Source organism: Gracilibacillus massiliensis (genome assembly GCF_001458115.1).
Taxonomy (GTDB): Bacteria; Bacillota; Bacilli; order Bacillales; family Amphibacillaceae; genus Gracilibacillus; species Gracilibacillus massiliensis.
The window spans coordinates 559,940-580,741 of the sequence record NZ_CZRP01000013.1; the positions used below are offsets into that span (position 1 = coordinate 559,940).

Consider the following 20,802-nt stretch of genomic DNA (forward strand, 5'->3'; position numbering starts at 1 on the left):
GTAAGTTTACTAAATACAAGTTTATTAAAATTATTTTAAATAATCAAGTCCCTCTTCATTAGAATAAACACAAATATTCGCAAAAATAATTTGACTTTATTAAAGTGACTTTACTATAATAAAAGAAACCGATTACAATCATGAAAAGGAGAATTCCATTGTCTAATCAAACCACACTCAACCTAAACGGCGAATGGTCATTTAAATTAACACCAGAACAAACTAACGAAGTCAAGGTACCTGAAATATTTACTGATACCATCCAAATACCTGGCTCCATTGAAGAACAAGGATTTGGAGACGCTTCCGATCACTTTCCAATTGGGACGTGGAAAAAGAAACGAGAATATGAAGGAATCGCATGGTACTCCAAAGAAATAAAAGTACCAGAACACTTTAAAGATCACGACTTACAATTACATATCAATGGTGCTCGTTGGCATACAGAGCTTTGGATTAATGGTACGCAAATATCAGAAAGCAATCGTTTAAGTGTTCCGCATGTATATGATATTACCAAACCGGTTCAACCAGGTACGAAAAATCGCGTCTCTATTAAAGTAGACAATCGTATGCAAATGGATCTGCAGGAAAGTCACATACATTCCTATCATACTGCAACCAATTGGGGCGGAATTACAGGTGGTATAGAACTTATTGCCAAGCCTCAAAATGGAATCCAAAATGTTAAAGTCGAGGCTAATCAAGCGACCTTACAAGCTATCATTAACTTAAAAGAGGAGCCAAATCAGCCAGTTACCATTAAACAGACGGTAAAGGACGTAAAAGATTCAATCATCCTGACAGCAGAAGCAGAATTAATTAACCAACAAACAATACTAAAACTTCACACGAACGAGAAATTAGAAAACTGGTCACCTGAACATCCGAATTTATACTTCTATCAGGTAGAACTCATTGACAATCAACAAATAATCCAGACGGAAGAAATCCGATTCGGTGTTCGCTCTTTTTCAACAAAAGATCAACAGTTTCTCATCAATGACACACCTGTTTTTTTAAATGGCTATGTCGATTGTTGTGTTTTTCCACAAACAGGCTATCCAGTTCGGGATAAAGAGCATTACCATATGCAGTTTCAAACAGCAAAAAGGTACGGTTTCAATCATGTACGCTTACATGGCTGGACACCTCCTGAGCCATTTTGGGAAGCGGCTGATGAAGAAGGCATGCTTGTTCAAACAGAGTTGCCACAGTGGAGTGTCTACTATCGTGAGCGAGATCTTGATGCGCCTGAAGACGTTCACACCTTTTACAAAAAAGAGTTGGAAATTATACTAAAAAAACTTTATCATCACCCATCATTCGTCATGTTAGCAATGGGCAATGAATTGATTAGCCAGGAGGGGCATCCACAACTAAATGAGTTAGTGGAATACGCAAAAACAATTGATGTTTCTAGGCTCTATACCGATAATACAGGGTTTGGTGAATTGCCTGGACATGATCGTGCAGGAGATTTCTATATTCCAACATTAAATTGGCATCCACCTTATCATATTAATGATGCAGCAGGACCTGACACTACGACAGATTATCGTGAAGTAACCAAGCTTGAGAATAAACCATTAATCGCTCATGAGCATGGACAATTCACAATGTATGCCCGTCCAGAGGAAGAAAAGAAATACAAAGGCATCTTAGAACCACACTGGCTGGATACGATTAATGCATCTATTGAAAAGAAAGGACTACAATCAAGAGTAGATGAATTTATCGAAGCTACTGGAAATCATCTCGCACGTGGATTGAAGGAAACCTTTGAAAAAGCGCGTAGGACACCAGGACTAGCAGGGATTCAATTACTAGATATCAGAGACTTCCCTGGTCAAGGACATGCCACTGTCGGTATTTTGGACGTGTTTTGGGATTCCAAAGGGATTATTTCAGAAAAAGCTTTTCGACAGTTTAGTAACGATATTGTTCTATTAGCTAGAAGCGATAAAAGAACATTTTATGATAAGGAGACTTTGACAGCTCAAGTCGATGTATCGTATTTTGGTAAATCAATCGAGAATTTGACTTTAGAATGGCAATTGACCGACGAAAATAAAGTAGTTCGATCTGGTGAAATCAATAACATTCATTTAACAGGTCAAGGCTTACAACCGATAGAAATTATTCAAATACCATTAGAAACAGACAGTGCAAAACCTCTTACATTTCATCTGAATTTGACTCAGAATAATGAAGCATTAGCAACAAATAACTGGGATTATTGGATCTATCCGAGACCTTTGCTTCCCGATAATATCGACAGAATTTGGACCAATATCCCAACATTACGTTCTGTCCTGTACGGTGCTCGATTTGAAGATAAGATAGGGATTAACCAACACAGTTTTCAAAAAGACCCCAATGTTGATCTTGTCATTTCGGATCAATTATCTCGAGATGTGATCCAACATGTTGTCGATGGAGGAACGGTTTGGTTAATGTCAGAAAATCAACAGGATGAAATTTTAACAAGATACTTACCAACCTTTTGGAATTACTTATGGTTTCCTGAGCAACAAGGAACAACAATGGGAATGAAAATTCATCAACATCCAGTATTACAAAGATTCCCACATGATGCTTTTTCCAATTGGCAATGGTTTCACCTAGTCAATCAAACAGGCGCATTGAATATCGACAGTGTTCCACAAATTAAGCCCATTATAGAAGTGATCGACAACTTTAACCGATTAAAAAGACTAACCTATATGTTTGAAGCAAAGGTTGGACGCGGGAAATTATTTGTTACAAGCCTAAATACCAAAGAACCGGCAGATTTGAAGCGACCAGAAACCCAGACTTTATTGCTTGAAATTATTGATTATTTGAACAGCAAACAGTTTCAGCCAACTGCAGAACTGACAATGAGCGAATTGTTAGGCATTTTTAAAGTAACGGCTATTGTCCATCGTTAAGGAGGAAAGAAAGCATGACAACAACTACTGTAAACGTATATGAACGGGACGTAACCATCCCAACCTACCCGGTAGGTAAAGCAGAGAAAAATCCAATGTTTTTAGAAAAAAGAGTTTATCAAGGAAGCTCAGGAAAAGTCTATCCCCATCCAATAATAGAAAAAATTTACGATGATAAAGAAGATCAAACGTATCGATTAGTCATTATGGAAAATGATTATCTTTATGTTGAATTAATGCCTGAAATCGGTGGACGAATTTACCGGGCACTTGATAAAACAAACGATTACGATTTTGTCTATTATAATGAAGTAATCAAGCCGGCATTAGTCGGATTGGCAGGCCCATGGATTTCTGGAGGTATTGAATTTAACTGGCCTCAACATCATCGCCCCAATACATTTGGACCTGTTGAATATACGATAGAACAACAGGATGATGGCAGCCAAACGGTCTGGATGAGTGAAATTGATCGAATGTACGGCACCAAAGGCATGGCCGGCTTCACACTTCATCCTAATAAAGCTGTTATTGAAATTACCGGCCAGTTATACAATCGTACAGCACAATCGCAAACCTTTCTATGGTGGGCAAATCCTGCGATACCGGTAAATGATCATACCCAATCGATTTTTCCACCTGATGTTCGTTTTGTTTTCGATCATGGCAAAAGAGATGTATCGAACTTTCCAATTGCAACAGGTGAATATTACAAAATGGATTATTCTGCAGGTGTTGATATTTCGAAATATAAAAACATACCTGTTCCTACATCTTATATGGTCCATCATTCCAACTATAACTTTGTCGGAAACTATGATTTTAACAAGCAATCAGGAATCTATCACGTGTCGAATCGTCATCTGTCCCCAGGGAAAAAACAATGGACTTGGGGAAGTGGTGATTTTGGCAAAGCATGGGATCGCAATTTAACCGATGAGAATGGGCCATATGTTGAATTAATGACAGGTGTTTTCACCGACAATCAGCCAGATTTCACATGGTTGCAGCCGTATGAAGAAAAACGATTCACACAATTTTTCATGCCCTATAAAGATATCGGCGCTATAAAAAATGCCAGTGTCGATGCAGCAGTCAATCTCGAATTAAAGAATGGTACGCTAACAGCTGGTGTTTATACAACCGCTCCATTTAAAAAGATTCGGACCATTATTAGACACCAACAATCCTTATGGAAAGAGTTCACATTCGATGCCACTCCTGAAAAAGGATGGGTGAAGTCTTTTGAAGTACATGATACGGATCAAATTCATGACTTTAAAATTGAAGTGTTAACAGAAAGCGATCAAACATTAGTCGATTTTCAAGCAGAGGCTCCGTCGATTGAAGAAATACCGGAAGCAGCCAAAGCAATTGAAGCACCCGAATCCCTACAGCATAATGAAGACCTTTTTCTTGCTGGACAGCATTTAGAACAATACCGTCATGCTACCTTCGAACCCGAGGATTATTATCTGGAGGGATTGAAAAGAAATCATAAAGACTATCGGATGAACAATGCATATGGTCAACTACTACTTCGCAAAGGGCAATTAAAAGAAAGTGAAGACTATTTACGCAAAGCAGTCACAACATTAACTAGGCATAACCCAAACCCTTATGAGATGGAACCCTATTACTACCTTGGTGTATGTCTTCAATTACAAGGAAAACGAACAGACGCATACGATATTTTATACAAAGCAACATGGAGCGGATTATGGAAAGATAAGGCACTTAGTCAATTAGCGATGATTGCTTATTATAACGGTGATATCGAAACAGCATTATCTCATGCAGAAGATGCGCTTGCACTCAATCAACATAATCTAATCGTCCGAAATCTAAAAGCAGCCTGTTTAAGGGAATTAGGAGATATCGATAGCTCTCTTACGTTTATTAAAAAAACGATCACCATTGATCCAGCAGACTTTGGAGCTCGCTTTGAATTATATTTGACTTATAGAACTCAAGGTACAAAACAAAAAGTAACGGAAACATGGCAAACATTGTCTAAGCTTACACGTGGGGAATCACGTAATTATCTTTTCTTGGCACAGGACCTGTTTTTATCAGGAAGATTTAGCGATATTGAGTTATTGTTAACTTCGATAACCGCCAAATCAAATCCAATGGTCAGCTATTACCTTGGCTATGCGGTACACAAACAAGGTCGTATTCAAGAAGCACTTAACTTTTATCAGCAAGCCAATCAATTGGCTGCAGATTATTGTTTCCCAAATCATCTTTATGATGCAATTGTCTTGGAACATGCAATCGAAAACGATAATCAGCAGGATAAAGCGCATTATTATCTAGGAAATTTATTTTATGACAAAAAAAGATACGAGGAGGCAGCGAATCACTGGCTACAGTCCATAGCCATTAACGCTAATTTCCCAACCGTCTATCGAAATCTTGCTTTTTACTATTACAATAAAAAAGCCAATCAGGAAAAAGCAAAGGAAGTACTTGAAAAAGCTTTTGCTTTAGACCGAAACGACGCCAGAGTGTTCTATGAATTAGATCAACTCTACAAAAAGATTGGTGTTTCACCGGTGAAACGCATCGACTATTTAGAGCAAAACATGAATCTTGTTGAAGAACGTGATGATCTTTATGTAGAATATCTTACATTACAAAATATCTTAGGATATCATAAAAAAACATTACCATTAATCAACCGACGTCAGTTCCACCCATGGGAAGGTGGCGAAGGAAAAATCACCAAACAATATATTGCCACCCATGTCGGGCAAGCAGTAACTGCTATCGACAAAAAGGACTATAACCAAGCGATTAATCTCTTACAAGAAGCGAAAAGTTTTCCAAAAAATCTGGGAGAAGGTAAATTACATGGTGCACAGGAGAACGATATAGATTATTGGTTAGGTGTTGCTTATTCTGCCAATCAACAGCAACAGGAAGCTACAAATTATTGGAGGAAAGCATCACGCGGACACAGTGAACCAACAACGGCCATGTATTATAATGATCAACCGCCAGAGATGATTTTTTATCAAGGTTTAGCACACCTCCAGTTAGGCGAAACAGATATCGCTAATGGCAAATTCAATACATTAATCGATTATGGAAAAACACAATTATTCAAAGAACTATCTATTGATTATTTCGCTGTTTCCTTACCTGATTTTCTTGTGTTTGACGAAAATATGGACCAAAAAAACAAAGTCCACTGTCTTTTTATGATCGCACTCGGACAAATCGGCAAACAGCAAACACAAAAGGCTAGAGAAAATTTAGAAAAAGTACTACAGCTACAACCAAGCCACCAGGAAGCCATCTGGCACTTGCAAAATATAAATAGATTCTAAGTAGCAATAGGAACCGAACTACAAATCAAAGTAGTTCGGTTATTTTTTAAAGAAATTAAAATGTAAGCCTTTTCATTTTGTCAAAAAAATGCGATAATTGTTCTATAGAAACAGATAAGAAAGTCTTACAGCGAAGAAGGTGCAGTCATATGTCATTATTGTCCATTGTTAAAAGCAGTTTTATTCTCGTATTGATCAGTAGTAGCTTAGTTATCACATTCGGTTTTGTAACGAAACCTGTTAAAACCGTACCACTTCATGAAGATACGATACTTGTCGCCCATCGTGGAGCCTCTTATCATGCCCCTGAGAACACTTTAGGAGCCTTCCAAAGAGGGATTGAGCTAAATGCAGATTATTTAGAATGCGACGTCCAATTATCAAAGGATGGTCATGTTGTGATCATGCATGATAAACGAATCGATCGTACCACCAACTATACTGGCATGGTTAAAGATATGACACTAGAAGAATTGAAGAAAGTCGATGCTGGTCTCATGTTCAGCACAGATTATATCGGTGAAGAGATTCTCACTTTGGAAGAATTGCTGATTGCCTTAAATCCAGGTGCAGGGATAATGATTGAAATTAAATATCCAGATCTCTATCCTGAAATTGAAGAAAAAGTAGTCAATACTATTAAAGATTACCAAGATAAACATAATATCATCGTACAATCCTTTGATTTTGATGTCATTAAAAAAGTAAACGAAATGCTTCCTGACGTGGATACAGGTGTTATTGTATCCAAGAGGCAACTAAATACGACTGAGATTGCAGATTTAGCTAATTATGTGAATGTTATAAACTATAATGTGAATTATTTGAGCAAAGAAATTGTAGAAGCTGCTCAAAAAAATGACATCATGGTTACCGCCTGGTCCATTAAAAAACAAAAACATTTTAATAAAGCAATGGAATTAGGTGTTGACGGTATTGTGACTAATTTTCCAGATTGGATCACGAATTAAAAACAGCTAAGGAGAATACCTCCTTAGCTGTTTTTTAATACTTACTATTTCAACACCATAACATCATAAGCTTTCATTTCAATCTCGCCACTAACAGTACGGTTGTCTAACAAGTTTTCCATCTGTTCTTTAATCTCAATAGATTGTACCTCTCGAGAATAGTTAAGTAATATATACATCGTTTCACCGTCTTTTTCACGAACTGCTAATTCCACATCACTTGTAAGTGAGAAGATATCATCATGGCGAGAAACCTCAATGTCTTCTAAAAGCATGGTTGCAATTTGATAATCAAATACCCCTCCAAAGTAATAAGCCTTACCTTTTCCAACTTCTCTCTTCGTTAAAGCTGGCTTATTTTCATAGTGGCAGTTTTTAAATGATCCGATCACGTCGACACTATCTGCTTCCACATGAAGCACCTCATTAAATCCTTGTGTCTCTAACTCCTCACCGAACATAGTGACCTCAGGATTCTTCTGCCAGCCATTTAACAACGTATATTCTTCAACTGAAATACCTACTAAATCTTTTATATAACCTGGAAATGCCTTCATATACGTCTGTCCGTTTATATCTTTATATCCCGTTCTTGCTCCAAAGATAATTTGACCACCTTGTTCGACATAGCGCGTCAAAAGTTCAGCCGTTTTTTCTGTTAAAATAGCTGCGTGTGGATAAACGAGCACTTGATAACGTGATAACTCCTCTAACGTCATATGTTGAGTAACGTTCACAACATCAACTGGAATGTGGTGATATTGAAAAGCCTTAAACCATGCTTCCTTACTCTCCCCAAGAAAATCGCCATACCACTTATCCACTTCTCCATCCCATTCATTATTGTAATCCGTTAAAATCGCAGCGTTTGCAAGATAATTGGAATCAAAAATAGCAGATCCGAGACGCTGAATTTCTTCACTCGTTTCTTTAATTTCCTTGATCCTGCGATTCGGTAAATTGTGATAATCGTTAATTCCATGCCAATAAATCTCTGAGCCCATTGTTGCTGTTCGCCATCTAAAATAGAGTACTAAATCAGCACCATGGGCGATTGATTGAAAGGTCCATAACCTTAACTGACCAGGAAGAGGAGTGGGTTGTGCAATTCGGTTCACCCATCCGCCGGGTCCTGCCTGTTGTTCGAAAATAGCAAAGTTACCACCAAAATTTCGAACTGTACTTAAATTAAGGCTCCATTTGCGATCTCGTAACGGCATGAAAGAGTTATCATCTATAATTTTGTTAAAATTCGGATAGGAGTCATACGCATAAAAATCTAATGCCTCTTTTGTCATACGGTGGTTATCCAAATGCCCAAACATGCCGTTGGTAGTTACCCACTGTTTCGTCGTAATCGAACGAATAATATCAGATTGGATTTGGACAAAATGAATAGCACTGTCAGAGATAAAACGTTTTTCATCTAAAAATTGATGTGGATTATACGAATCGTTCACAGTAGGGCGGGATAAATATACTTGTTCCCAATCCGTATACGTCTGACTCCAAAATACCGTTCCCCATGCTTCATTTAATCGGTCTAATGTTCCATATTTTTCTTTTGCCCATTCACGAAACTTGACATGATCCGCATCCGAATAAAATTCATTAATCTCACAATTGATTTCATTATCAATCTGCCACCCGACAACCGTTGGATTATCTTTATAGTGTTCGACCATTTGCTTAACAATTCGCTTTGATAGCGACTGATATATTTCGGAATTATAATTGTAATGTCTTCTAGAACCATGGTTGTAACGGACACCGTCTCTTGATACGTTTAATACCTCGGGATATTTCTCCGTCAACCATGCTGGTGGGGTTGCTGTTGGTGTTCCCATGATCACTTTTAAGTCATAGTTCTGTGCAAGCTTTATCGCACTATCAAATAAACCAAACTCAAAAGTTCCTTCAACTGGTTCAAAGATGGTCCAGGCAAATTCTGCCATTCTTACATATTTGAATCCCATTTCTTTCATTCTTTTAAAGTCATCTTCCCATAGTTCTTCTGACCAATGTTCTGGATAGTAACAGACACCTAATTGAATCGTTTCTTCGTTTATGACTTTTTTCATTGGTATGCTCCTTTTTCTGTATACTATTTGTGTCTTTTATTCTTTAACGGATCCACCTAAAATACCTGAAACAAAATGCTTTTGCAACACTAAAAATACTACCATAATCGGCAAGACAGAAATAGCGGTACCAAGCATTAATTGTCCATAATCAACCGAATTCAAGCCAGCTAATGTTGATAACGCAACAGGCAAAGTATATTTATCGCTAGTTGTCATCACAATTAATGGCCACATAAAATTGTTCCATTGATGGGTAAATAAGAAAATTCCTACTGCCGCTAACGCTGGTTTCATCGTTGGTAAGGCAAGCTTAAAGAAAATCGAAATTTCCCCTGCACCATCGATACGTGCTGCCTCAATCATCGAGTCGGGTATACCTTTCATATTTTGACGAATAAGAAAAATCGCAAACGGATAACAGATCTGCGGTAGAATAACTGCATGGTAGGTGTTAATCCAATCCAATGCACCAAAAATTTGAAACAATGGAATAATAGTTGCCTGATAAGGAATCATCATCGCTAAAAGGAAGCTGGAGAATACTACATTACTCCCTTTGAATTTAAACTTAGCAAATGCATACCCCGCCATTGAACAGACGAGCAAACTTGCTAAAACAAATATCACCGCAATAACTGCAGAGTTAAATAATGCTTTCATAATTGGTATTGCTTCACTTAAGCTTGTTAAGTTTTCCATTAAATAGTTACCTGGTATTATTTTTGGCGGAAAACTTAGTACATCACCAGATGGATTAGTAGCACCAACGATCATCCAGTAGAAAGGTCCAAGTGAAATGATAACACCAACAATTAATATAAAATGTAACAATGATTTTTTTACATATACGCTTTTCATTAGTCGTCTTTCACCACCTTAAATTGCAACCAGGATAGAATCGCGATAAATAACACAATCACATAAGCAATAGCCGATGCATATCCAAAATCAAAATAACCAAAACCTTGGTTATACAAATAATACGTAATCGTTAAGGTCGCATTATTCGGTCCACCACTTGTTAAGTTATAGGGTTCATCAAACAATTGAAACGTTCCGATGGTTGATAAAACAAAACAGAATAGTAACACAGGCTTTAACTGTGGAATCGTAATATAAAAGAATTTACGAATACTTGATGCCCCGTCAATACTAGCCGCTTCATATAAATCATTAGGAATATTCTGAAGTCCTGCTAACAAAATAACCATATTGTATCCTGTCCATCTCCAGGTGGTGACAATAATTAAAGATACTTTTGCCCAAAACCCGTTGGTTAACCAATCTATCTGCTCTAAGCCAATCGAAGTTAAAATATAATTCACTAAACCATAATCAGAATTTAACAACAGGATAAAAATGATTGATGCTGCAACTAACGAAGTGACAGCTGGTGTAAAAAAAGAAACACGATAAAAGCCTCTCATATTCAATAACTTTGCATTTAAAAATACTGCCAATAAAAGTGCAAAGAATAACATGACTGGTACCTGCACAATTAGAAGGATAAACGTATTCCCTAACGCTTTATAAAAGATTGGATCACTGAATAATCGCACATAATTATCTAATCCAGAAAAGCTGTAGACACCACCTACACGTGTCTGAAAACTAAGTAAGAAAGACGCAATAATCGGGTATACGGTAAATCCTAAAAACAATAAAACAGCAGGTAAAATAAATATATACGGTGCTGTCTTTGGAGTAATAAACCCTTTTTTGTGTGGTTTTGATTCTGATTTTTTTGCTACATTATCCAATAGTGTCCCCTCCTTCTTTAGAAAAAAAGGTTGACTGGAGCTACTTCAGCCAACCTTTATTTTATTAGTCTGTTGTTTCTTTTCCAGTTTGTTGAGCTGCTTGCTCTTCCCCATCTTCCAACATTTCCATAGCAGACTTATCTTCTAATAAAAATGCTTCTGTTTCGCTACCCATTACGGAACGAACTTCTAACTCTGCGCCATCATGGTTTACAGCAGGTATATTTTCTACTGTATCCGCGAATTTTTGGAAGAATGGTTCATTATTGAAATATTCTTGGTCTTCAGAAAAAACAGGCTCTTCATATGCTTCTAATAAGGCTGGGAATAACCCTCTGTTCGTTAATGCTTTAATTTGTGAGTCTATATCAGTTGTAGCAAATTCAGCAAAAACATAGGCCGCAACTTTATTTTCAGAAGAAGATGGAATTGCTAAAGCAGAACCACCATCATTCGATGCACGAGTACCGCCTTCTTCAAAAGCAGGCAGTTCAAACATATCCCAATTACCAGACAGTTCCGGCATTTGTTCTAACATCGTACCACTCCACCATACAGCACCAGGGTGTGTAGAAACTTCACCATTTTTCATGGCAGCCACTTGACCATCCCAGTTGTTTGTAAATGTGATTAATTCATTATCTTTCATTTCCTGTAAAACACGTGCTGCATTTTCACCAGCTTCTGAAGTAATATCTAACTTCCCTTCTTCATCAAAATAATAACTACCTTGCTGTTGCATCATAATACGAAGTAAACCATCACCATCCGTACCCAAGAAGTTCTTTCCTGTATGATCTACTATTTTTTTACCAGCTTCTATATAATCATCCCATGTCTCAATTGATGATGGGTCAACACCCGCTTCTTCAAAAATATCCACTCTATATAAAACACCGACAGGACCTAAATCACGTGGTACCGCAATTACATTCCCATCACTATCTTTTAGACCTTCAATTTTTGCATCTGCAAATTTATCTTCATGTTCGTCATACCCCATTGCCGTTAAATTGGTAAATGCATCAGGGAATTCTTCTGTAAAGGAATGAATTCGGTTATTCTCCACCTGTACAACATCTGGAAGACCGCTACCACCACTTGATAGCCCTGCACTAACTTTTTGGTAAACCTGATCGACACCAATATGTTCCACCGTCACATTGACATTCGGATATATTTCCTGAAATGCCGGTAATACATCTTTATCCAGATAATTGGCTTCTAATGCCCATGCCCAAACCGTAATATCACCAGTTACATCTTCTGGATTTTCTGGAATTGTAAGTTCTTCGCCATCTCCATCACTTGATGAATCTCCGCCACATGCCGCTAACAATACGATTAAAATAAGTGCAAACCATGACCCAACTAATTTCTTTTTCATCTTCATTCACCCCTCATAATTTTTTATACTTTGTTAACAAACTCATTTGCTAACTTGCAAAAATTATAACGGATTGTTACACTTAATTATGGTAAAAAAGTTCATTTTATTGTATTTATTCATATTTATTGTATGCGGTTACAATTTAACGGGAGGCATTTTAATGAAAGATTTCAATAAGGGTTTATTACAAACATTATTTGAAATGACAAAAATACCGATTAGTATTGTCAAACGGTCGGAGCAAATAAACATCTTTTCAAATAGCAAGTTAACGAATCCGTTATTTGAAAATTATCAGGAACAACTTTTAGACTGTGGAATTCAAGATCAGTATATTCAGTTAGTGGATACCATTTATTTCGAGAGCTTTCTGAGTATCCCTTTTACGAAGGGTAGAACCAACTATTGGTTAATTATTGGACCCATCATCCATAATCCACCTACTAAAAAAAGTATTAATAGACTATTAAAAAAATTGGACCGTTTATTTTTTCAAGAAGAATTTGAAAATTACTTATTCACCTTAAAAATCGATAGTAAAAATCAATTAATAGAAACTGGGCACATGGCATACTTTATCATTAATGGAGTAGAAATTAATATCCGAGAAGAATTAAGCTTAGTAAAACAAAAAGAGGAACCCACAAATAATACATTTTATTCTGATTATATTGCAGATGTTCGCGAGAAATCTTTATACCACCATGACCCTCTTTTGGAAAGGCGCATCTATCAATTGGTAGAGGATGGAAATACTACTGAGATATTACCTTATTATAAAGCTTTTCAAAATCGTGGAGACTTTGAACATGGCCTACTTTCACGAAATAGTGAAATGAGAAGTTTGAAAAATAGAGCAATAGCAATGATCACATTAGCTACCCGTGCTGCGATTAGGGGTGGAGTTCATCCGGAAGATGCTTATTCCCTTGGAGATGTTTTGATACAAGATCTTGAGGAATTAACTTCCATTTCCAAAGTCTCTTGGTATCGCGAAGAAATCTTATACGATTTTACAGAAATGGTAAAGAGAAATAAAAAACAGAACTTCTCCCGAAAGATAACACTTAGTCAGGAATATATCTATAAGCATATTTACGAATCAGATCTTTCTGTGAAATTTATCGCTGAAAAATTAGAGATAAATCCAAAATACTTATCTAATCTTTTTAAAAAAGAAGTTGGCATCTCCCTAAGTGAATATATCCAGAAATCAAAAATACAAGAAGCTAAAAAGATGATGATTTATTTTAATCGTTCAGTGACAGATATTTGTAACCAATTAAACTTCACTGATCAAAGTTATTTTACAAAGGTTTTCAAACGACATACCCAAATGACACCAAAAGAATTTTTGAAAAACAATTCATTTGATCCATTTTAAAGTTTATTGTTATTAAAAGAAAACCCTACACGGCTTGATGTAGGGTTTTCTATCAGCATCTTAATTCAACGAATCATTATCATGATTATTGGAATTATTATCTTTTTTCATTTTTGATTCTACTTTACTCAATTGATTTCTCGCAAAGTCGCGTCCGCCAATACCAAAGGAGATTGCGAAGGCCACCATTAACCCGCCTAGGATAAGAATGAAGGCAGTGTTAACGATAGAAGTTGCAAATTTTAACTGATCCAAAGTCATAAATACTGCAAATACAATAACCACATATTTTACAATAGCTGCGGTGAAGCCACTGTGTGTATACTTACGAATAAAGCTAGCCAGGAATGAACCTAATAAGATTCCTCCGCCCAGAATTAATAACGCACTTACCAGGAACGGTAAATAGGTAATCATTGCACTTCCAATTTGATTTAATACTTCTAATTGTAAAACGCTTAATGCCTCTACGGTGAAGAAGAGAATCACTAGTACTTTTACGACGGTACCAATAGCTTTAGAAATATCGAATGGTACTTTACTCTCCGCATTATCAATACCTATGGAAGAGAATACATTATTAATGCCAGTGCCTTGAAGCAAACCTTCAAGCAGATTACCAAGGATTTTACCTAAGTAATAACCTACAATTACTAACACAATCGCAATAAAAATATTTGGGATCATCATTAATACACTATCTAACACTTGTGTAATTGGTTCTGATATTGTTTGAATCTCTAATGCTTCTAATGCAATCGTAATCACCGGAATGATTATGACAACAAATAGGACATTAGCAAGCACAGACGATAGTGTCATTGTACTTCCACTATTTGGTTTTGAAGCAGGTTTCACTTTATTAAACCATTTATCAACATTCACACTTACTAAAAATCTCTCAAATAATTCTTTAACTAGTTTTGCAATCACATAACCTATGATTAGAATAACAGCCGCTGCTATTAAATTCGGAAGGAATCCTAATAACTTATCCATCATATTTGAGATTGGACCCGAAACAGAATCCATACTTAAAGCATCTAAAATAGCAGGCAGGAATAAAATAAATACCAATAAATAGACAACTTTCGCAATCGCACTTAATACTTGCTTTCCTTTTTCCTCATCTTCAACAAAATTTGTTTTTCCAATCGCTCTGTGTACCCCTAATTTTACAAATAACTTTTCTACAATCCCTTTTGCAATAGCTGCTACTATCCATGCCAAGATAAGTAATAATAAAGCTGCTATCACATTTGGAATTGCCTGAATCACATTATTAAACATTTGTGCAAAAGAATTTCCTAGATCGTTCATGTTATCATCTCCTTAATATGTAGTTGTTTTACTAATACCTTTACTAGAAGATAATAAACATTTTTTTAGAAAAAAGAGGGGCACGTTTATTTCCAAAAGAAACAAACCCGCCCTTTTTCACGTTATTTATTCGACAATTTCAACGCGAACGGTTTTACGTCCCCATTGAAGTGCATCATTTTGATTAGGTAGGAACACATCGATAGCATTTCCATTTATTCCGCCGCCGATATCAGCTGCAATTGCAGTCCCGTAACCCTCAACCTTAACTATTGATCCAAGCGGTATCACACTGGGATCCACAGCTATTACCTTTGCATCAGAATACTGATTTAAATTAAGCCCCATCTTCGTTACTCCAGAGCAACCATCACAATTTGCTGTATATGCTGTACTTTTCACTGTTAATGTTTTACCAGCAGCTGTACTGCGGTTCGCCTTACTATCTAGCTTTGCTCTTGTATTTGGTCCGGCAACTCCGTCTACAGATAACCCCTGTTGTCTTTGAAAATTCTTAACTGCTTCCCTGGTTCCAGATCCATAGATACCGTCTACCGCAGACTTATAATGACCTGTTTTTTTCAACTGGTTTTGAATTTGAATGACTTGCTTTCCAATATTGCCACTTCGTAATACTTCAACAGCATGGTTTGTTTGTGGGCCTGCTATCCCATCTACTTTCAAATTACGTTTTCGCTGAAAATCCTTAACTGCTTCTTCTGTGATATCCCCATAGTACCCTGTCGAAGTATGATAGGGAAATACGCCTTTCGTCATTAAATAATCTTGTAATTCAGCAACGTCCGAGCCTGATGATCCATTGGTTATGACACGATCACCCAGCTTTGCTTCTGTAATAGCAGGTGCTCCCACCAACATGAAAGCAGCTATTAATACGGCTGTTAATAAAACTCTAAGTCTGTTAAACATAAAAAAATCCTCCCCGATTTCTAGTTACAAACATAGATTTCGAGAGAAGATATGTTTACATGAATGTATTTAGCAAAATCACATCCTTCCACCCTTTAACATCCATTATTTTGTATTTTTCGATTTCATATGGTCCATGGAAAAATGGGTCACATCACGAGCATTATGGATCAAATAAGTGGGGCAATAGATGTTTATAAAGAGAGAATGCAAACAGTGACGTTTTATGGAAGGTTACACCGTGATAAAAATAAAGAGGACAGATCACTTGGACTGTCCCCACTCTCACTAAACTAAATCGCACGCTTCTTTCGGCATCCAATGTTCATCCTCACCATCCCATTTAACATTACATCCTAAAGGGTTGGTTAATGGCATTGTGATCTCTTTACCTGCTAGATGCTCCGATAAAGCATTTTCCACATCATTAATCGTTGCTTTTTTTGATTCGCGTGGATTGTCAAGACCACGTCCAGTATAAATTAACTGACGATTTTCATCGAAAACGTAAAAATGAGGGGTGCGTAAAGCGCCATATGCTTTCGCTACTTCTTGAGAATCGTCCCGTAAATAGGTCCATGGGAATTTCTTCTCTTCCATTCTTTCCACCATTACTTCGAACGAATCATCTGGCTTGGTTCTTACACTATTAGCGTTAATTCCAACAAATTTCACGCCTTGATCTGCAAACTTCTCCGCAGTCGTACGAGTTACTTCATCAGATCCCACAACAAAAGGACAATGATTACAAGTAAAGAAGACCACCAAAACCTTTGCATCGTTAAAATCTGACAGACTGTAGGTATTACCATCTGTTGCCGGCAACTTAAAATCTGGAGCTTTTTCTCCTATTTGTAATGTGAAAGCCATTTTTATATCCACCTCCATTTTCATTTTATATGAAAACGATACCAAAGAGAAGGGTGAGTAGCAAAAATTAAATTCAATATAATTACAAATATGTACGTAATAGATAAGTAGGCGTACAACTCCATGCATGACAATAACTATTAATTAAATGGTTACCATATGGGGAAAATTCTTTGTCCTTAGGGTTGTATAACTCCCAAAACGTATCTGCGCCATCGCGAAGCATGCCACCCCAATACATTTTCATCCATTCGATTGCTTCTTGTTCTAAACCTACATGAAAGAGTGCTTCTACCAAATGATGATGCATATATGGTGTATTCATTTCAATTTCTGGTTGCTCTTTTAACAATCGTTTTAACAACATTTGATTTTGGTCTTGATCAAGCACTTCCGCTAGCACCATCCATACTTGTGTCGCCCATGATACTTGCTCTTTTTCACCACTCACAAAAAAACGTTTATCTTCTTTCCATAAATACTTTTTCACAGCTTCTTCTGCTTTTTTAAGTTTGGCTATCATCGTTTCTTTTTGCTTATTTTCTCCTAACACTTCCGCTAACTGAATAGTACGACGTAACGTATAAATTAGGATTGCCTGTGATGACCCTTGTTTATTTAATTCAGGATGCCAATCAATAAACGACCACCAGCTATCATCGTCCTCGACAATCCCCTTATCATCCATTCGTTCTAATGCGATTTCAACTTGCCGATAAGCTGCCGACCATAGATCTCGCAAAGTAACCTCATCTTTCGTTGCTTGATAATAATCATAGAGAGTTGTCGTAAAGAACAATGAATAATCGAACAAAAAGGTATCATCTGGAATCAAGTTCGGTTCCACAAACAGATTCGCAGACACTTGTCCGTTTTGATTCGGAACTGCTGCAAATTGATAGAGGTTTCGTTTAACAAGATCATTATTCTGAAAAGTAGCATAATTGGCAATCGCCTGTAACCGTAAGTCACCTAACCATAGTCTACGGTCTCGCTTTGGTCCATCTTCAAAAACATCTTGCATACAATCTTGAAGCGTTTTTATACTGACGCGATCTATTTCTACTAGCTCTTCATCCGGATTTTCAAAGGTTTCAACGTTATCAACATCAGCTGAAGTAACGGATTCTATCGATACATCATCAAATGATACTTTATATTTTTGAGAAGTGTCTAATACCTCTATTTTCAAATAACGAAAACTATATCGTCTCGGTAATGTCAAATGATTCGGCAGCACATCCACATGCATCGTTTCTTCTTGTAACCAAGAACTACTAATCCAACCATCATAATTGGAGAACGTCTCTGCCATTTCAACTGGCATTTCTCCAAAAGTTAAACGCAGATGTAAGGGGGCATCAGGTGGACTTCCAACTGGTTGAATGTTGAGTGATAGATAGCCTACCTGATGATCGCCAAAATCAAGAATAACTTGATCTCCTTTACCTAACACTTGATCAGGTAATTGATCAGCAGACTGTAAAGGCTTTACTTCCCAACCATGTATTTTTTCTTTATTTTCTACTACTTCAATAACCTTTTTTGCTGGAACATTTTTTCTATAAAATGTAGGTTTTAACTCATTGGCGATATTTTCAAATCTTTCATTTCGATTGACCACATGTGTTTGATTTTTTTGAAAACTCATCTTAAGACTCACCTTTCTAAGTTTATAATCGTATTTCTAACCATGAATGATCTGATGGTATATCATATACATCATTTGTATTTCGTAATTTTAACAATCCTTTTCCAAAATTAGAACGCACTTTCACTTGTTCTTGATCCATATAGATGTTGACTTCACCCTCACCCACAGGAATAGTACCTTCAAACCAATCCAACCCTCCAAGCTCTGGTTCAACGATAAACTCCTGATAACCCGGACGCAATGGTTTTACACCAAGTAAATATTTTCCAATTAAATAAATTGGACTTGCCCCCCAGGCATGACAAAGACTTTTTCCATATTTCATATCGTACATTTGATAGTGCTCTTCTTCCGTTTGAGCGGGATCATATTCTTCCCAAAAACTTGTTGCTCCTAAATCAAGCATCCCACCCCAATAATCAAGCATTTCGTCAAGCACATAGTGGTGCTCCCCAACTTCACAGAGTGCCGCTAACTCAAAAAATCGCATATAAGGAGTTTTGATCGATTGTACATCCTTATTCATCAGTACATGATTTTTGACTTTTTCTTTCTGTTCCTCATCAAAATAATCATATAAAAGAGCAAAAATATTTGGATACTTTGTCATCTTTTTCTGCAATTCACCTTGATAGCGTTGGTGCACTAACCCTTGCTGCTCATTGTCCCAAAATAGCTTCATGGTACTTTCGCGTAACTGGTCTGCTTGTTTTTGATAGCTTACTGTGTTCTCTTTATCATTCATGATATCCGCAACAAGGGCCATTGTTTCTAAAGTCCGAGTCAACAATATCTGAATCGTACTGACTTGCCCACGGTTATCGATATCTGCCCAATCAACAAACACCCAATCTTCTGATTTACCTTCCATAAAACCATCTTCATTTCGTCTCTCTAAACAAAAGTCCAACAATGAAACCATATGTGGATATTGCTCTTTTACAAAGTCAATATCACCTGTATACAGATAATAATCATAAATACCTGTGAACCAATACAAACTATAATCAAGGATCGTATTAATGTGCATAACAATCGGATCTTTTCCTCTGAGTGCAATTAAAGTTCTTTTGACGACGTCAGGGTCAACAAAACTATAATAATTCATTAAGAACGATTGATAGGCATCCCCTGACCACACCCACCTATCTCGTTTAATACCATCGTAGAAAAATTCTCTTGTATTTAGATGGAAAGTGTATAACGATGTATCCCAAATTTGATTAAGTTGCTGATTGGAGCTGCGAAAATGGCTGCGATATTCAACAGGTAAATATTCATAATGCATTTGAATTGATTCAACATTAAAATCATCAGACTCACTTACAACTTGGACATATCGAAATGCACGTGACTTTGCGAACGTATAGTTAATGTCCGTATTTTCATCTAATTCAACTTGATCTAATAACACACAATGATTTCTATCTTCTGCTTCTGCTCTCGACTCACCATAATATACAGTAACTTTACTTGCCCCTTTTATACCGTTCAACTGTAAAAAGCCAAAGGTCTCTTTACCAAAATCAACGAACCATCCATCATTTATTTTGTCTACCTTAATCGGCGATTGTAATTTAGTTTCCAATTGATATTTAGAAGGTGGTGTTTGAGGCGAAGAGAGTACTTTTTTCCAACTCCCCACTTTTCGACTTTGTTTGTCATAGCAAGATACCGTCCACTTATCATTCGAAAAGATCGTAGCTCCATCTATATAAATCGTGGGAACATTCTCTTTATTATACACAGCCACTTTCATTTCGTGTTTTCCAGCTGGCAAGGTAACAATTTGATCATGATAACGGCCATTGTCCTTGTTATCAAAGTAAACCGAAAATTGTCCATCAACATGAATTGTTACTTCCTCAGGTTGATCCAACTCGTATTGATATGAAAATACAACAGAACTGTAATGCTGATCCAATCGCCAAAAAGGTGGAAAAATCACTTCTCTCATTTCGCGCCTAAGAGATACTTTTTCATGCAACCAAATTTCCCAATCACCTGGATACCATATCCAATATGCTTTTTTATTCATTGTATTTAAAAACTCCTTGTCCTTCTATATTGGAAAATGGCTAGCGCTCTCCTTTATAAGGAAATTGCTAGCCAATACTAGGAAATATCATTGATTAATTTTATTTAATTGGTACCTGTTAAAATTAATTTGA

General features: G+C 36.7%; 13 protein-coding genes. 4 read left to right on the forward strand and 9 right to left on the reverse strand.

Translation table 11 applies throughout. The features are described 5' to 3' along the window. Positions 1 to 158 precede the first annotated feature (158 nt). The 3 genes from BN3107_RS14940 (at position 159) to BN3107_RS14950 (ending at position 7,239) form a co-directional block, all read left to right on the forward strand. Positions 159 to 2,933 (forward strand): glycoside hydrolase family 2 protein, encoded by a 2,775-nt coding sequence (locus BN3107_RS14940; protein WP_058308437.1) that lies wholly within the window; start codon positions 159 to 161, stop codon positions 2,931 to 2,933. Between the two features lie 14 nt (positions 2,934 to 2,947). Continuing rightward, positions 2,948 to 6,268 carry a DUF5107 domain-containing protein gene (locus tag BN3107_RS14945; RefSeq protein WP_058308438.1) on the forward strand — a complete coding sequence of 1,107 codons (3,321 nt, stop codon included), beginning with the start codon at positions 2,948 to 2,950 and terminating at the stop codon, positions 6,266 to 6,268. A gap of 149 nt (positions 6,269 to 6,417) precedes the next feature. Next, the gene (locus BN3107_RS14950) at positions 6,418 to 7,239 is read left to right on the forward strand and encodes a glycerophosphodiester phosphodiesterase (protein WP_058308439.1); all 822 of its coding nucleotides are present in this window, start codon (positions 6,418 to 6,420) and stop codon (positions 7,237 to 7,239) included. Between the two features lie 44 nt (positions 7,240 to 7,283). Here BN3107_RS14950 and BN3107_RS14955 read toward each other — a convergent pair whose 3' ends face one another. From BN3107_RS14955 to BN3107_RS14970, 4 genes are all read right to left on the reverse strand, one after another. Beyond that, complete coding sequence (locus tag BN3107_RS14955) at positions 7,284 to 9,320, reverse strand: beta-galactosidase (protein ID WP_058308440.1); 2,037 nt, start codon at positions 9,318 to 9,320, stop codon at positions 7,284 to 7,286. 36 nt (positions 9,321 to 9,356) lie between these two features. Continuing rightward, complete coding sequence (locus BN3107_RS14960) at positions 9,357 to 10,181, reverse strand: carbohydrate ABC transporter permease (protein ID WP_058308441.1); 825 nt, start codon at positions 10,179 to 10,181, stop codon at positions 9,357 to 9,359. Further along, a complete protein-coding gene (locus tag BN3107_RS14965) occupies positions 10,181 to 11,083 on the reverse strand; it encodes a carbohydrate ABC transporter permease (RefSeq protein ID WP_187371037.1) in 903 nt (300 codons plus the stop codon). Before BN3107_RS14965 ends, BN3107_RS14960 begins: the two co-directional genes overlap by 1 nt. 64 nt (positions 11,084 to 11,147) lie before the next feature. Beyond that, the gene (locus tag BN3107_RS14970) at positions 11,148 to 12,470 is read right to left on the reverse strand and encodes an ABC transporter substrate-binding protein (protein ID WP_058308442.1); all 1,323 of its coding nucleotides are present in this window, start codon (positions 12,468 to 12,470) and stop codon (positions 11,148 to 11,150) included. 163 nt (positions 12,471 to 12,633) lie between these two features. On the opposite strand from BN3107_RS14970, the gene BN3107_RS14975 reads away from it, so the two are divergent. After that, a complete protein-coding gene (locus BN3107_RS14975) occupies positions 12,634 to 13,857 on the forward strand; it encodes an AraC family transcriptional regulator (RefSeq protein ID WP_058308443.1) in 1,224 nt (407 codons plus the stop codon). A gap of 60 nt (positions 13,858 to 13,917) precedes the next feature. Here the strand turns inward: BN3107_RS14975 and BN3107_RS14980 are convergent, their stop codons facing one another. The 5 genes from BN3107_RS14980 to BN3107_RS15000 form a co-directional block, all read right to left on the reverse strand. Beyond that, a complete protein-coding gene (locus BN3107_RS14980; RefSeq protein ID WP_058308444.1) occupies positions 13,918 to 15,177 on the reverse strand; it encodes a mechanosensitive ion channel in 1,260 nt (419 codons plus the stop codon). A gap of 126 nt (positions 15,178 to 15,303) precedes the next feature. Beyond that, positions 15,304 to 16,107 carry a peptidoglycan-binding protein gene (locus BN3107_RS14985; RefSeq protein ID WP_058308445.1) on the reverse strand — a complete coding sequence of 268 codons (804 nt, stop codon included), beginning with the start codon at positions 16,105 to 16,107 and terminating at the stop codon, positions 15,304 to 15,306. 288 nt (positions 16,108 to 16,395) lie between these two features. Then, the gene (locus BN3107_RS14990) at positions 16,396 to 16,977 is read right to left on the reverse strand and encodes a thioredoxin family protein (protein WP_058308446.1); all 582 of its coding nucleotides are present in this window, start codon (positions 16,975 to 16,977) and stop codon (positions 16,396 to 16,398) included. 82 nt (positions 16,978 to 17,059) lie between these two features. Further along, entirely contained in the window at positions 17,060 to 18,628 is a 1,569-nt protein-coding gene (locus tag BN3107_RS14995) for an alpha-L-rhamnosidase-related protein (RefSeq protein WP_148434748.1), read from the reverse strand. A 22-nt stretch (positions 18,629 to 18,650) separates the two neighbouring features. Continuing rightward, a complete protein-coding gene (locus BN3107_RS15000; RefSeq protein ID WP_058308448.1) occupies positions 18,651 to 20,669 on the reverse strand; it encodes an alpha-L-rhamnosidase-related protein in 2,019 nt (672 codons plus the stop codon). Positions 20,670 to 20,802: the final 133 nt, after the last annotated feature.

Excerpts from the sequence above, each read along its gene's own strand:
- BN3107_RS14950 (WP_058308439.1), top strand. The coding sequence starts at position 6,418 with ATGTCATTATTGTCCATTGTTAAAAGCAGTTTTATTCTCGTATTGATC.
- BN3107_RS14980 (WP_058308444.1), bottom strand. The coding sequence starts at position 15,177 with ATGAACGATCTAGGAAATTCTTTTGCACAAATGTTTAATAATGTGATT.
- BN3107_RS14995 (WP_148434748.1), bottom strand. The coding sequence starts at position 18,628 with ATGAGTTTTCAAAAAAATCAAACACATGTGGTCAATCGAAATGAAAGA.
- BN3107_RS14970 (WP_058308442.1), bottom strand. The coding sequence starts at position 12,470 with ATGAAAAAGAAATTAGTTGGGTCATGGTTTGCACTTATTTTAATCGTA.
- BN3107_RS14960 (WP_058308441.1), bottom strand. The coding sequence starts at position 10,181 with ATGAAAAGCGTATATGTAAAAAAATCATTGTTACATTTTATATTAATT.
- BN3107_RS14945 (WP_058308438.1), top strand. The coding sequence starts at position 2,948 with ATGACAACAACTACTGTAAACGTATATGAACGGGACGTAACCATCCCA.
- BN3107_RS14955 (WP_058308440.1), bottom strand. The coding sequence starts at position 9,320 with ATGAAAAAAGTCATAAACGAAGAAACGATTCAATTAGGTGTCTGTTAC.
- BN3107_RS15000 (WP_058308448.1), bottom strand. The coding sequence starts at position 20,669 with ATGAATAAAAAAGCATATTGGATATGGTATCCAGGTGATTGGGAAATT.
- BN3107_RS14985 (WP_058308445.1), bottom strand. The coding sequence starts at position 16,107 with ATGTTTAACAGACTTAGAGTTTTATTAACAGCCGTATTAATAGCTGCT.
- BN3107_RS14990 (WP_058308446.1), bottom strand. The coding sequence starts at position 16,977 with ATGGCTTTCACATTACAAATAGGAGAAAAAGCTCCAGATTTTAAGTTG.
- BN3107_RS14975 (WP_058308443.1), top strand. The coding sequence starts at position 12,634 with ATGAAAGATTTCAATAAGGGTTTATTACAAACATTATTTGAAATGACA.